A 14,188-nucleotide genomic window follows, 5' to 3' on the forward strand; every position below is an offset into this window, starting at 1 on the left:
TTCCTGTTCCATCTTTGTTATAATAATGGACATTCACAGATAAAGGAGAGAGCATTGATGCTACTCTCTAAAATTATTATTTTTTATTAAGGGAAAGAGGTAATTTCATAATGAAACAATTTTGTGCTTTAATCGGCAAATTCTTTGGCATCATCGCCATCGTTTTTCTGGTTCTCGGCCTGACTATGCCGCAGAACTTTTTGTGGGTATTAGGCAAGGTGCACGGCATCAGCGTCCTGAGCTGTATGCTCGGTATCGTAATGTTCGGCATGGGCACCACGCTGAACCTGAAGGATTTTGCGCTGGTACTCAAACGCCCGCTTGATATTATCATCGGCTGCTGCGCTCAGTATTTCGTAATGCCTTTTCTGGCATACCTGCTGTCCGTTGCCTTCAATCTGGATCCGGCACTGACCACCGGCGTTGTACTGGTAGGCACCTGCCCCGGCGGTACCTCCTCCAACGTAATCACCTTTATGTCCAAGGGTGACGTTGCACTTTCTGTAACCATGACCAGTGTTTCCACTGTACTTTCTCCTATTCTTACTCCGTTCATCACCTACATGATTATCGGTGAAAAGATTAACTTTGACCCGGTCGGTATGTTCTGGAGTATCGTACAAATCGTTATCCTGCCTATCTGCTTAGGCCTGGCTGTTAAATCCTTCCTGCCCAAGCTTGCTGAAGCAGCAACCGACTATCTGCCGGCTGTATCCTCCATTGCAATTTCTCTGATTATCGCAGGTGTTATCGGCGCCAGCCGCGACCTGATTCTGAAGGCTCCCGGCCTGATTCTGCTGGTAGTTATTCTGCATAACTGCTGCGGTTACGCTCTTGGCTTTGCCATCGCCCGCTTCACCGGCCTCAGCTGGAAAAAGGCTGTTGCGCTGTCCATCGAAGTTGGTATGCAGAACTCCGGTCTGGCAACCGGCCTGGCAAAAGCACACTTCGCTGCTCTGCCTGCCGCAACCGTTCCCGGTGCAGTCTTCTCCGCATGGCACAATATTTCCGGTGCTCTGCTGGCATGGGCTTATCAAAACTACCTGAATCCGAAATTTGACCCGGATTACGCTAAGGAAGAAGCTGTAGAAGCAGAGGCTGCTAAGGCTTAAAAAATAAATTTGGTTGAAAATACTAATCCCCTTGAGATTGAAACTCAAGGGGATTTTTGTATGCCAAAAACTTACATATTCACATACTGCTGAATATATTCAAAAAGCATGTCTGCGCCCCATTCGCCCATAAATGGCAAATGGTTAGCAATCGTCCTATAACTGAAGCAGGGATGGCTGACACAGATTTTAAAGTTTGTCGCATCAGTTTTTGCTATGGTATCCTCATCAGCCAAAACAAGGCAATGATGAATATCCTTTAGCAACTGCAGATATTCCTTCTCTTCCTTAAAGTACTCTATGCCTTCCGCAGCAGTACCGGTTATTTTATGTGTGCATACACTGTGAGCTACATTAAATCTCAGCTCCTTGAAGAATGCACCCAAGCCTTTGACTGTATCATAATCACCCTTTAAAAATACAGTACCGGGAGTTCTGCTCATCAGAGGAGAATTTAAAAGCATTTTCAGTCTGCGGTTCTTTTCCTCTAAACGCTGCAACACAGCTTCCTTAACAGGCTTATTGATAACTGCGGCAACGCTCTTTAAAAAGTCTGTTGTCTGACTGTAGCCATAAGGCGGTAGGTAAACGTACGGAGTACCGGTAACGCTTTGAAGATATTCGGCACAGGGAACCGCATCGGCTGTAAGAACAATATTCATCTCGGCACTGCCAAGCCCGGCAAGCGCATCCGTAGTCGTATTCATTGCAAGACAATGCAGCAGCTCATAACTGAAGCCCTCTCGCAACAACCTTGCTATTTCGCCGATATCGGATTCTGCTCTGTAATGCAGCGGTGAGGCACCTAAAATATTATACCGTCCTCTTTGCTTGGCTACGTCAGGCTGTACAAACAGTTCTGCCAACTGCAGATAGATTTTTCGCAAGCCTGCACTATAGTCAGTACTCAATCCGGAGGCATTTACAGGAATCAGCCTGCTTTGCACCTTAGCTTGCAGGTTATCGCATATTCCCGCAATATCCGTACCGATGATAGAGGTTACAGAAGAAGTCAGCACAAAAATAGCCTTAGGTGAATATAAAGCATCCAGCTCCAAAATGCCTCTTTCCAGATGCTCGGTACTGCCCATAATAATATCACTGTCATCTACACCGGTGGTAAACAGTCTGTCAGGATAATCCTGCCCCAGCTTATTGAAAAAATTCATGCTGAAATGCGTAGTTCCTTCCGGTCCGTACTCCAGCACAACAGCATCCTCGATATTCAGCAGCGTGCTGATTATTGCCATCCTGTCAGACGGCACCGGAAAATTTCTTATCAAAGCCATAATCACTTCTCCTCCATCTGAGTCTGTGCGAAATCCAACAGGCGCTTCAGCAAGTTACGGCAGCCAGCAAAGCCCAGTACATCCTGGCCGGGCATACTGTCTATACCGAAAATCCCTTTTCTTGCCAGGCTGTCGGTAAAGCTTCTGCCGATATACAGCTGCGGTTTTAATTCATCATAAACAAACTCCATCGCCGCCAGATTGGCACTCTTGCAGACATAAGGATTTGCATATTGCAGCAGTTCATTTTTTGCTTCCTTGTTTTTCAAGGTACTCATCTGCACCATCAGCGGCTGCAGTCCCAAAGCTGCCAGATAGGTGTTCAGCTCCCAGCAGTTATACGGACTGTTGCCATAGATATAGCCCACACCCTGCAGCTTATCCTGCACCTGCTGCTGTAAAGCAAGACATTCCTCCCAAGACTCGGTAACTGTTTGCGGCAGCTCCATTTCCAAAGCAGCAGCAAGCTCCTTATAGGCCTGCAACACCTTATGCGGATTACACATCGTTGGGAAGTAAACGTAAGGCACGGCAAGCTTTTCCTGCATCTGCTTTGCCAGCTCCAATCCCAGCTCATCAACAACAATATTCAGCTTCGCTCTGCCTGCAAGCGCCAAATCCTCCAGACTGCATTTGCCGGGAAGCTGCAGTCCTAACTGTACGCCGGCCTGCTCCAACAGCTGCAGCAAAGCGGAATTTTTTTGCAAAGGAACGCCATTGCCAAGAATATTGACAACATTTTCCGTCGGCATTTTCCGCATCAGCTTTACAGTGGCAGTCAATGTTCTTTCAATACCCGGCAGATGGTCCCTGCACTGAAAATGCTCTGTACGCACAAGCAGAACCGGAATATGGTACTTTTCCTCCAGCTCATCAACGAGCGCATCGTAATCATCACCGATGATTTCCAGAACGCAGGTTGTTACCAAAACTATGCATTTAGGCGCACCTGTCTCAAAGGTTTCGGCAACAGCCTTTTTCGTTTTCTTAATCGTACCGAAGGTAACATCATAATCATCTATTACTACGGAAACACAGCTTTCCTTAAGACTGCCGAAGATTTTCATATTCGCCAGCAGCTTAGAATAATATGTGCATTCATCTGTACCGATGATAACCGTAACTGCCTCCGGCAGCTGTCTTACTGTCATCAGGACGCCCATCAGCGGGCAATGAGTTCCCGGGAAGGATGTTGCCATCAGCGGTTTAATATCCCTTTGCTCATTTACTTCACTCAAACGCCTGATATTACGCAAAATATCAGCGCTATAGTTTTTCTTTTGCAGCATATTTCTTCTCCTCAAAAAACAAGGGGCGGCAGATAAAACCGCCACCCCCATAAAATGTTATTTAATATCACACAAAGACCTTTGTGTCTATTTGCCGTAAACTGCCTCATGCAGAAGCTCTACACTGTCAGCAGCATGATGCGACAGGCAGTTTACATAGCCTTGCGGAATTATAATGGCCTGCTTTTTCTTTACAGCAGTTACTGTAGCCAGAGCAGGATCGGAATACAATTCTTCTAGCTGTGCATTACCCGATTTATAAGCACCGCCCTGAGACCAGGTGCCGATAATTATGTAGTCAGGATTGGCCTGTACTACTTCTTCCTTACTCAAAATACGGCTCGTTCCGGGTTTGTCCGCAATTGTATGACGTGCTGCCTCATAGCAGTCCTCTACGCCGGCAGCAGTCATGATATCGTTAAAGATAATCCCCTTGCCGCCGATAGCGCCAAAGCGCAGAAAGAGCAATCCTTTTTTTCTGTCCTCAGGCTGCATTTTTTTAACCTTAGCTTCAACCGCACTGATTTTTTTCTGCATCTCGGCAATCAGCTTTTCAGCCTGCTCCGGATTGCCTACAGCACCGCCGATAGCCTTAATCGTCTTGGGAATATTGCTCAGTCTGGTAGCGGCAGGATAAACAAAAACCTTGATTCCTACATCCTCCAAGCTGGAAATCTGCTCCGGCTTACTGCTGTCCGGCAGCAGCACCAGATCAGGCTTCAGTGCAAGAATAGCCTCCGGATTGCTTTCCGCAATTTGGGTAACATCCTTAGCCTCCTTTGCACCCATGGCCAAATCCTCATCATGCACCCATTTGGACAGGCCTGCTATACGCTTATGGTCAACAAGGCCTAAAAGCACCTCGTCACCATAAACATACAGGCTGATTATTTTTTGAGGCTTAGACTCAAAGGACAGTTTCTTGCCGCGTACATCCTGCACAACATAGCTTTGCTTTTTAGCAGCATCATTCTGCTTGTCAACAGTACCGGCACAGCCGGAGCAATAGACAACAGCCAGCACGGTAAGAACAAGGAAAAATAATCTACGCATAATCAGCCAAGCCTTTCATCAGAAGCTGTGCTCATAAGACAGCATCCAGTTGCGTTCCTCCAGCATAGAACCGGTACCTGTAGTAGATCCCGTTCTAATATCATCACGGTCAAGCAGATTATAAACAGTAAATTTCAAAGCATCATTTTTGGTAATCTGTTGCTTTATGTTCAGAGTAAGGTCTAACATAGGTTTAACATTATGGCTTCTTTCTGCCATATAGTTAGCATAAATATCGGCATTTGTCTTACCAACGCTGTAACCAATTCCTGCATGTAAACCTAATTTAAAGTCAACTCTTTCCCATTCCTTGTCATGCTTTTTCTGTTGGGGGTTTGCATAGGAAGCACCTAAATTATAGCTAAATTTGTCGGACGCAGCCTTTTCGTAGCTTATTTCTACACCAGTATTTTTATATTTATCTGCATTTAAATGAATCGATGTATCTGCATCTATACTTTGACCATAAATGCGATCATTGAGAGTCATATGGAATGCGTTGATTTTAAGCAACTCGTTATCTGACAACTTTTTCTTCCAGCCAATTTCATAGTTCCAACCATGCTCTGCTTTTAAATTAGGATTCTTAATGTAATCGCCAGTACCCCATTGTTCATTAACCTCTGGAGCGCGCATAGAACGATTAATATTTAAATAGATATTATCATCCTTACCGATGGAATGCATAATTTGCAGCTGCGGACATAACTTGCTGCCGGATTCCTCAACATAAGCCTCACGAGCACCTAAAAGAATTTTGGTTTTGTCAGAAACAGGAGTCTCAGTCATAAAGAATACAGCGCCGCTATCACGTTTCACAGTATCTCTGGTATCTTCATTATCAGTAGTTTCATTTTCATAATTAAAACCGACAGTCAGCATGGTGTTGCCCAATTTGAATTTATCCTGCAAATCGGCACCACAGTTATGACCTTTTTGGTGTGTAGAGAAGGTATTGGTTTTCCAATCTCTGTTCCTGAAGAACACGGTAGCCTGTAAATCATCATTTACATATCTGAGCGAGCCGAAATTATATTTAATGTCACTGTGGAAGCCGGGCTTGTAAACACCATTAACGGATTTGGAGCAGTCGGAAACCTTTTTGCTGTACATATATTGCAAGGACAGGTTATCGCTGATAGCATATTGCAGATTCAAGCTGTCCTTTTCCAGCTTATCACCGGTCCAGTAATTGTTTGCACCCCCGCTTTTATAGACAAAGCCTCTATCCTTAGATTGTTGTCTGCTATAGCTCATTTGCAATTTGTCATTTGCAACATTAACAGCGCCCTTAAATTTATTTTTGTCACCAAAGCCTACTAAAACTTTATTTACAGATGCATTTTTCTTAGTAATGATATTAATTACACCAGCACTGGCACCACTACCATAAAGAACTGTAGAACCGCCCTTTACTACTTCAATACGCTCAATAATATCAGTAGAAATGGATTCCAGGTCATAGTTACCATCTTGACTCAAATGAATTCCGTTTACCAAAATTGCAACGTTATGTCTAGACAAACCTCTAAAACCAATATAGGTGTTACCAAAAGGTGAAGCCATCAGGGTAAAACCAGGGATATTTCTGACAACCTCCATAACGTTGTTGGCACCCAGCTTTTCAATCTTCTCCTGATCATAAATTTCGGTTGCAGCAGGAATATCAATATCTCTTTGCTCATAACGGGCAGCAGTAACCATCATGGGATCCAGTACATACTCATTTAAAGCTTCATGTGCCATTACCGGCGCAGCAAACAGCATACAACCCAAAGCTACAGCACTGTTTACCATTTTCTTACTCATTGAACTCATCACTCATACACTCCTTGAAAATTTTAATAATATAGCGTAAAATAATAATATTGGCTTTTGACAACTTATATCACGTTATCAGCATTATCTTACAACATACAACGCTTATACAGTCAAGAGGTTTTTTATGAAGGATTCACGTTATTTCACTCCCGCTGAACTGGCAAAGTTATTCGGCATATCCAAGCAGCTGCTGTTATATTATGATAAAAACGATATTTTTTCACCGGAATTCGTGGATGAAAACGGCTACAGATTTTACGTTTTATCGCAGTATTTCACTCTGCAGATTATCATTTCTCTCAGGAAACTTGATGTTTCCTTAAAAGAAATTAAAGCTTACTTAAAGAGCAAAGATATAAACCTGCTAAAAAATATATATCGCAACAAGCAGCAGGAATACAAAAAGCAAATTGAGGAGCTGCTATATTTAGAAAAAACAATGCAACAGAAAATCTCCTTTTTAAATAATATCGCAAACCTGCCTCTGAACCAAATTCTGTTGGAAATCCAAGAGGAGGAGTGTCTTTATTTCAGTGAAGCCATCAGCATCAAAAAACCAATAAAGCAACGGATGAATATTTTGGCTAACCATATGCTGCCAGTGTTTTCGCACGAATCCTTTCAGGAATATCTGATGGGCTTTCATTATGACAGCAAGGAATACTTCTACGAAGACCGTATAACGCAATACAATGTATTTATTTCCGCAAACAGCAAATTAAATTATAAAAATCCAATAAAATTCATCAAAGAAAAAGGGCTTTATCTCTGTGTTTACTGTAATGCCCAATACGGTGTAGTCGACACACAAATCAAAGAACGTATTGTAAAATTCATCAAACAAAATAATTTACGCTTTCATGGCGGCATCTATCTTTTCCCGCTACGCAACTTCTGGTCTACTTCTAAGCCAAAGGAAGAGCTGGTTAAGCTATGTTTAAGAGTAGAATATACTGATTAAGGTGTATAACTATTATACACCTTATTTTTTATTCTTAATTGGAGTTTTTACAGTAAAACCCGACAAAAGTTGCTGATATCCCGATTGCTTTTAGCTATATAATACCCAAAGCTGACGCATTTGCGCCGGCTTCTTTTTCTTCTGCGAAGTATATACATCCGTAAGGTTATTTTTATGCTATAATATTAGTTACAAAAATTCGAAGAAAAGAGTTATATTTATGGACGATAAAGAACAAAAATTCAAAACCTACCGTTCGCTCAGCAACATGCACAACTTCCGCCTGCGCCTGTTTGCGGAGGGCATTCTCACCGGTATCTTGGCCGGCATAGTCATCAGCTTCTTCCGCTTCGCCCTTTCGGAAATGGAATATCTGCGCGGAGCGCTCTACAATCGTTTGTGGGTGAGCGACTGGAGCATCAACGCCTGCTGGTTCGCCGTGCTCATAGCCATCGCCTTCATCCTGCACAAGCTCAACTGCATCGAGCCTATGGCGGCAGGCAGCGGCATTCCGCAGGTCAAAGGAGCAATTTTAGGCCTGATGAAAATGCGCTGGCTGCACATTCTCTGGGTTAAGCTCACCGCCGGCATCATCGGCATCGGTGCCGGTCTTTCCCTGGGACGCGAAGGCCCTTCCATCCAGTTGGGCGCAGTAACAGCGCAAGGCATCAGCCGCCTTATGGGCCGCACGCGCATGGAAGAACGTTATCTGCTGACCAGCGGCGCCAGCGCCGGTCTGGCAGCAGCTTTCAACGCTCCACTAGCCGGTGTAATCTTTGCTTTGGAGGAGCTGCACCGCAACTTTTCCATTATGGTTCTGCTCCCCTCCATGGCGGCAGCCTTCACTGCGACAATTATTTCCCGCGCTATTTTCGGTCGTGCGACAATTTTTGATATCCCCGACTTACAGCTGCTTCCCATCAGCTATTACGGCATCGTCATTTTAGTTGCTCTCGCCAGCGGTCTGGCAGGCGTCATTTTTAACTGGGGACTGCTGAACATCGGCCGCTTTTACAGCCTTCCCTGCTTCAAGCGCCCTGTACAGAAAATCGCCTTTGCTCTCATCTGCGCCGGTATTTTGGGTTACTTCCTGCCGGAGGTTTTGGGCGGCGGCAACGGTCTGATTAATCATCTGGCAAAAGCGCCGGTATCGTTACAGCTTCTGCTGCTTTTTCTTGCAGGCAAGCTTATTTTTACGCTCATCAGCTACGGCTGCGGCGTTCCCGGCGGCTTCTTTCTGCCGATGCTCGTTATCGGTGCTCTCTGCGGCAGCATCTGCGCTCAGATACTGATTATGTTAGGCTGGATTGAGCCTGCATATGCCACAAATATTATGGTTGTTGCTATGGCGGCGCTTTTTGCTTCCTCCGTACGCGCGCCCATTACAGGCACTGTGCTGATTATGGAAATGACCGCCAGCTACCAACAGCTGCTTTCGCTGGCAATTGCCGCTATGGTGGCCTTCGTAATTGCGGAGCTGTGCCACAGCAAGCCCATCTACGAGGAGCTGATGCAGCGCATGCTGCGCAAAAAAGCACCGGAGCCGGCTGTATTGGAACAGCGCAATGTTATCGAGCTGGTAGTTTGCAGCGGCAGCAGTGTCAGCGGCAAGCTCATCAAGGATATCCCCTGGCCGCCCAACACGCTGCTGGTAGATGTCAAACGCGGCGAATCACAGCTCATCCCGGCAGGTGACACTCGCCTGCTCAGCGGCGATTTCATCTATATCCTTACTGCTACCGAGCATGTAGAAGAGCTCACCAAAATGGTAGAAGAATAATTATATAGCGGATCAAAAAACGAGACTAGGACAAAACCAATTTCGACAAATCAAAGAATCACTAGAGTTTAATTTTTCACACTAAAAAACCAGCGGATATTTACTTGACGGTAAACTTCCACTGGTTTTTCTGTTCAAGGCTGGGCTTTGTCCCAGCCTCTATTTTTTGCCTATTACAGGCCAAGCATTACATCAATAATTTCTTTATCGGTTTCTACCATGCCCTGACTGGCAATTTTGCCGACTGCAGCAATGGTTTCATCGGCAGTATTTTGAACAATACCATCACCGCCGGCAAAGTTACGTTCTGCCACGGACATATCAACGCCCATCAGACCGCCTTCAACAGCCATAGCAATTTTAGCTGCGCAGGAGGATTTTGCACCGTCGCAGATAATACCGCTGTTGATAGCCAAAGCATTTTCTACAGCATGCTCAATCTGGTCATCAGTGCAGTCATACAGGAAAGCAATTGCCGCACCGGCACCGCAGCCTGCGCTGATAGCACCACAGTAAGCGGACAGCTTACCGATACCCTGCTTCAGGTAAATGGTAACAAGGTCGCTCAGCAGTACTGCACGCAGCATTTTTTCTTCGCCTGCAGCCAATGCATGTGCATAAACAACAACAGGAACAGAAGCGGTAATACCCTGGTTGCCGCTGCCGGAGGTAATTACTACCGGAAGCTCGCAGCCGTTCATACGCGCGTCACTGCCTGCAGCAGCGCTGGCACGCGCGCGGATACGCAGGCTGTCCGGGTCGCGGCGCAGCAAAATCTTGCCGATGCTTGCACCGTAATCATTTGTCAGGCCTTCCTTGGAAATAGCCATATTGAAATCAATCTGGCGCTGCAGCAAATGCTTAACATTATCTAAAGGCATATTGCGGGCCGCATCGAGAACGTCCTCGATTCTCCACAGGCTCTTAGCCTCTTCTTCTGCAGGCACAATCGGTTTTTCCAAAACGGTAACACCATTTTTCTTAATGCAGGTAACATTAGTGTGGTCCGTACGAATAGTTACCTCGGCATTATTGCCACCGGCTGCCAGGAAAATGCGGATATAGAAAATATCCGGTTCTTCGGAAACGTGAATATTAATCTTGCCGGATTCAGCCAGCGCCTTAATTTCAGCCTTTTCCTCTTGGTTGATATACGCCAGAACCTCCAGCTGACGCTCAGAATGAGCAGCAACAACACCAGCAGCGCAGGCAACCTCAATTCCCTTCATCTTGTTGGTGTTCGGAACAACAACGCTCTTAACGTTTTTTATAATGTTACGGCTAACCCAGATTTCAATTTGCTCCGGAAAAGCTCCTAATTGCTCGCGGCATACAGCAGCACAATAAGCAATGGCAATCGGCTCGGTACAGCCCATGGCGGGAATAAGCTCCTCCGCCAGCGCCTCCTCATAAACAGCATATTTATTTTGCATAAGCACATCCTCCAAAATTCGGCTGCGTTCCCTCACAGCCTGATATTTTTCCGGAAGCATTATTGCCTAAAGCTTCCGACAATTCATTATATATTGTAAATCAAAAGCAGCTTTCAGGCAAGTGCTTATATCACATAATAATAAAGGACTGCAGCCCTCAAGCTCCAGTCCTCATGAAACAACGTCACTAAGCGTTGTTTTTTACATTTTAATTTTTGCTTCTTCTGCCAGCTTCGGTCCGTACTCGCCGAAATCGAAGGTAGCAAAATAATCTGCCGGTGTTTCCGCACGGCGAATCATTTTCACACTGCCGTCCTCCTGCAGCAGCAGCTCTGCACTGCGCAGCTTGCCGTTATAGTTGTAGCCCATGGAGAAGCCATGTGCACCGGCATCATGGATAAAGAGCAGATCGCCGATATTAATTTCCGGCAGCATTCTGTCAACAGCGAATTTATCGTTGTTCTCGCACAAACCGCCGGTTACATCATACTTATGGTCGCAGGGAGCGTTTTCCTTGCCCATAACGGTAATATGATGATAGGAACCATAGATAGCAGGACGCATCAGGTTAGCAGCGCAGGCATCACAGCCGATATATTCTTTATAAATATGCTTTTGGTGAATAGCGGTAGTTACCAACGCGCCATTCGGTGCCAGCATGTAACGGCCAAGCTCGGTGAACAGCTTAACATCACCCATGCCTGCGGGTACAAGCACTTCTTCAAACACCTTACGTACACCTTCGCCAATTGCCAGTACATCGTTATCCTGCTGCTCCGGCTTGTAGGCAATGCCGATACCGCCGCTGAGGTTGATGAAAGAGATATGCGCACCGGTTTTTTCCTTAAGCTCTACTGCCAGCTCAAACAGAATACGTGCCAGCTCCGGATAGTATTCGTTAGTAACGGTATTAGAAGCCAGGAATGCATGAATACCGAAATTCTTTACGCCCTTGCTCTTGAGAATTTTATAAGCTTCGATAATCTGCTCATGAGTCATACCGTATTTTGCATCGCCAGGGTTATCCATAATATTGTTGGCAATGGCAAAATGTCCGCCGGGATTATAACGGCAGCAAACAGTCTCCGGAATATCGGCAACCTTTTCCAAAAAGTCGATATGAGTAATATCATCCAGATTGATGGTTACATTCAATTTACGCGCCAGTTTGAAATCCTCTGCCGGTGTTGCATTGGAGGAGAACATAATCTCGCTCTCCTTAAAGCCTACGGCATCGCTCATCTGCAGCTCTGTATAGGAGGAGCAGTCGGCACCGCAGCCCTCTTCGCGCAGGATTTGCAGCAGATAGGGGTTAGGAGTAGCCTTTACTGCGAAATATTCTTTAAAGTCCTTGTTCCAGGAAAAAGCCTTGTTCACCAGACGCGCGGTGCGACGGATGCCGGCCTCATCATACAGATGGAACGGAGTAGGATATTGAGAAACGATTTTTTCTAATTGTTCTTTAGTAACAAACGGAATTTTCTTAGACATTTATATCACCTTTCTGTAATTTAATCAGCGCAATTTCATTCTGCAGCGCTTCCTTAAATAAATCAACTAAATTGCGTTTGCAGGAATACAAACAGGTTGAATCCTCATCATCCTGTAAATCTCCCGTCAAAACAGTGTGTGAATCTGCAATCAGACGAATCTGCTCGCTTTGCTTATTGGTACCGTAGCAGATTGCTCCCGGCAAAGAAAAGTACTTATCACCGATAACTACTACCTTCAGCCCTCGCTGCAAAGCAGCCTGCAGCTCTGGCAGCAGCAGCTCCAGCATTCTGCTGTTAGCTGACAGATAAATTCTTGCCTGTGCCTGACGCACGGTATTGCGCATTTTATTTATAATCTCTTGCGCACCCTTGATGGTGATATACCCCTCAGGTTCATTGTTCAGCACCGGCAGCTGTTGGAGTATATCTTTTTTTATCTCCTCCAGACAACTGATTTTGTTGCTGCAAAACTCAGCAGCAGGCACCGGAGTATAGCGCGTTACCTTGCCCTCCTCCAGCACATAAGCCGCACCCTTATCCACCAGACCTGCCAGCGCAGTATAGGTGTTAGAGCGCGAAATGCCGGTCTGCTTAGCTGCTTCGTAGCCGGTCATCTGACCGGACTTCAGCAGCAGCACATACAGCGTTGCTTCCTGCTTTGTTAAGTTAAAATTAGTAAGACCTTCAATTAAATTCATAAAACCCTCATTCAGCTCTTCAGCTTTTTCGACGGAACAATTTAAAGCTTTAGTCGCATTTTCTTATTATTGTTCCTGTTTAAGAACACTATACTACGATTCAGACGAGTTGTCAATAGCTAACTGACGATTTTTTTATATTTTTCACACGCAAAAAAACGGAGATAACAGTAATTTAATCCGTTATCTCCGTCTAATGTTTTCAGTTTTAGTTTCTGTCAAAAACCATTACTCTGTCAAAGTCCAGGTATACCTTGGAGCCATCAGGAATCGCATCAATGTCAGCACCCTTAACGATAACGCGAATGTCATGGCCATGAACATTTACACGATAGTCTACTGCATCACCCAGGTAGAAGCGGTGAGTTACCTGACCTTCCATCTGGCCGCCGCTAAGGGACATGGTAATGTTCTCCGGACGTACAGCAATAGTAGCATCGCCGGTAACCTTAGCAGTATTCGGGAAGGAAACATTGCTGCCCTTAATGAATACTCTGTCACCCTTAACCTCGCCATCGATAAAGTTAACAAGACCAATGAAGTCAGCAACCATTTTGTTGGCAGGCTTAGTGTAGATTTCGTGCGGCGCACCGATTTGTTGTACAACGCCAGCGCTCATTACTACTACGCGGTCGCTCATTGCCATTGCTTCGCCCTGGTCATGAGTTACATACACAACGGTAATGCCCAGCTCCTTTTGAATAGCCAGGATTTCGAAACGCATAGATTCACGCAGCTTAGCATCCAGGTTGGAAAGAGGCTCGTCCAACAGCAGCAGGCCGGGCTGTGCTACCAATGCACGTGCCAAAGCAACACGCTGTTGCTGACCGCCGGACAGCTGATGCGGATAGCGCTTGCTGTATTCACCCAGATGAACCAGCTCGAGCATCTTCTGTACGCGCGCCTCACGCTCCTGTTTATCTACCTTTTGAATTTTCAGCGGATAGCCTACATTTTCAGCAACAGTCATATGCGGCCAAACTGCATAGGATTGGAATACCATGCCGATATCACGTTTTTCCGGTGGAGCAAAGCTGCCCTTAATGGAAGAGCTTACGCAATGGTCGCCGATATAAATCTCACCTTCGGTAGCACGCTCAAAGCCTGCAATCATACGCAGGGTAGTGGTTTTACCGCAACCGGAAGGACCGAGGATGGAAACAAATTCGCCATCCTTTACAACTAAATCAAAATCGTTTACAGCAGTTACAGCGCCGAAACGTTTAAATACATGCTCAATTCTTACCTCAGCCATTTAT

11 protein-coding genes are annotated in these 14,188 nt (G+C 45.5%); 3 read left to right on the forward strand and 8 right to left on the reverse strand.

Going from position 1 to position 14,188, the window contains the following annotated elements; translation table 11 throughout:
* The first annotated feature begins 110 nt into the window (after nt 1-110).
* The gene (locus Q0G26_RS07950; protein ID WP_293693013.1) at nt 111-1,112 is read left to right on the forward strand and encodes a bile acid:sodium symporter family protein; all 1,002 of its coding nucleotides are present in this window, start codon (nt 111-113) and stop codon (nt 1,110-1,112) included.
* A 71-nt stretch (nt 1,113-1,183) separates the two neighbouring features.
* Here Q0G26_RS07950 and Q0G26_RS07955 read toward each other — a convergent pair whose 3' ends face one another.
* The 4 genes from Q0G26_RS07955 to Q0G26_RS07970 all read right to left on the reverse strand — a co-directional run bounded on the left by Q0G26_RS07955 (nt 1,184) and on the right by Q0G26_RS07970 (nt 6,561).
* Nucleotides 1,184-2,401, reverse strand: a complete 1,218-nt coding sequence (locus Q0G26_RS07955) for a nitrogenase component 1 (protein WP_293829669.1) — start codon at nt 2,399-2,401, stop codon at nt 1,184-1,186.
* 2 nt (nt 2,402-2,403) lie between these two features.
* On the reverse strand, nt 2,404-3,690 hold the full coding sequence (locus Q0G26_RS07960; RefSeq protein ID WP_293829671.1) for a nitrogenase component 1: 1,287 nt from the start codon (nt 3,688-3,690) through the stop codon (nt 2,404-2,406).
* Between the two features lie 87 nt (nt 3,691-3,777).
* Nucleotides 3,778-4,743 (reverse strand): ABC transporter substrate-binding protein, encoded by a 966-nt coding sequence (locus Q0G26_RS07965; RefSeq protein ID WP_293829673.1) that lies wholly within the window; start codon nt 4,741-4,743, stop codon nt 3,778-3,780.
* Between the two features lie 18 nt (nt 4,744-4,761).
* Complete coding sequence (locus Q0G26_RS07970) at nt 4,762-6,561, reverse strand: TonB-dependent receptor (RefSeq protein ID WP_293829675.1); 1,800 nt, start codon at nt 6,559-6,561, stop codon at nt 4,762-4,764.
* A 127-nt stretch (nt 6,562-6,688) separates the two neighbouring features.
* Here Q0G26_RS07970 and Q0G26_RS07975 point away from each other — a divergent pair, with 127 nt between their 5' ends.
* Nucleotides 6,689-7,525 (forward strand): MerR family transcriptional regulator, encoded by an 837-nt coding sequence (locus Q0G26_RS07975; protein ID WP_293829677.1) that lies wholly within the window; start codon nt 6,689-6,691, stop codon nt 7,523-7,525.
* Between the two features lie 220 nt (nt 7,526-7,745).
* The gene (locus tag Q0G26_RS07980; protein ID WP_293829679.1) at nt 7,746-9,305 is read left to right on the forward strand and encodes a ClC family H(+)/Cl(-) exchange transporter; all 1,560 of its coding nucleotides are present in this window, start codon (nt 7,746-7,748) and stop codon (nt 9,303-9,305) included.
* 173 nt (nt 9,306-9,478) lie between these two features.
* Here the strand turns inward: Q0G26_RS07980 and Q0G26_RS07985 are convergent, their stop codons facing one another.
* The 4 genes from Q0G26_RS07985 to Q0G26_RS08000 form a co-directional block, all read right to left on the reverse strand.
* On the reverse strand, nt 9,479-10,738 hold the full coding sequence (locus Q0G26_RS07985; protein WP_210685346.1) for an L-serine ammonia-lyase, iron-sulfur-dependent, subunit alpha: 1,260 nt from the start codon (nt 10,736-10,738) through the stop codon (nt 9,479-9,481).
* A gap of 201 nt (nt 10,739-10,939) precedes the next feature.
* Nucleotides 10,940-12,229, reverse strand: coding sequence for a diaminopimelate decarboxylase (locus Q0G26_RS07990; RefSeq protein WP_293829683.1), 1,290 nt, complete (start codon nt 12,227-12,229; stop codon nt 10,940-10,942).
* Nucleotides 12,222-12,929, reverse strand: a complete 708-nt coding sequence (locus tag Q0G26_RS07995) for a helix-turn-helix domain-containing protein (protein WP_293829685.1) — start codon at nt 12,927-12,929, stop codon at nt 12,222-12,224. Before Q0G26_RS07995 ends, Q0G26_RS07990 begins: the two co-directional genes overlap by 8 nt.
* 208 nt (nt 12,930-13,137) lie before the next feature.
* Nucleotides 13,138-14,184, reverse strand: a complete 1,047-nt coding sequence (locus Q0G26_RS08000) for an ABC transporter ATP-binding protein (protein ID WP_293829687.1) — start codon at nt 14,182-14,184, stop codon at nt 13,138-13,140.
* Between the last annotated feature and the right edge of the window lie 4 nt (nt 14,185-14,188).

The organism is uncultured Phascolarctobacterium sp., assembly GCF_934190775.1.
Lineage (GTDB): Bacteria > Bacillota > Negativicutes > Acidaminococcales > Acidaminococcaceae > Phascolarctobacterium_A.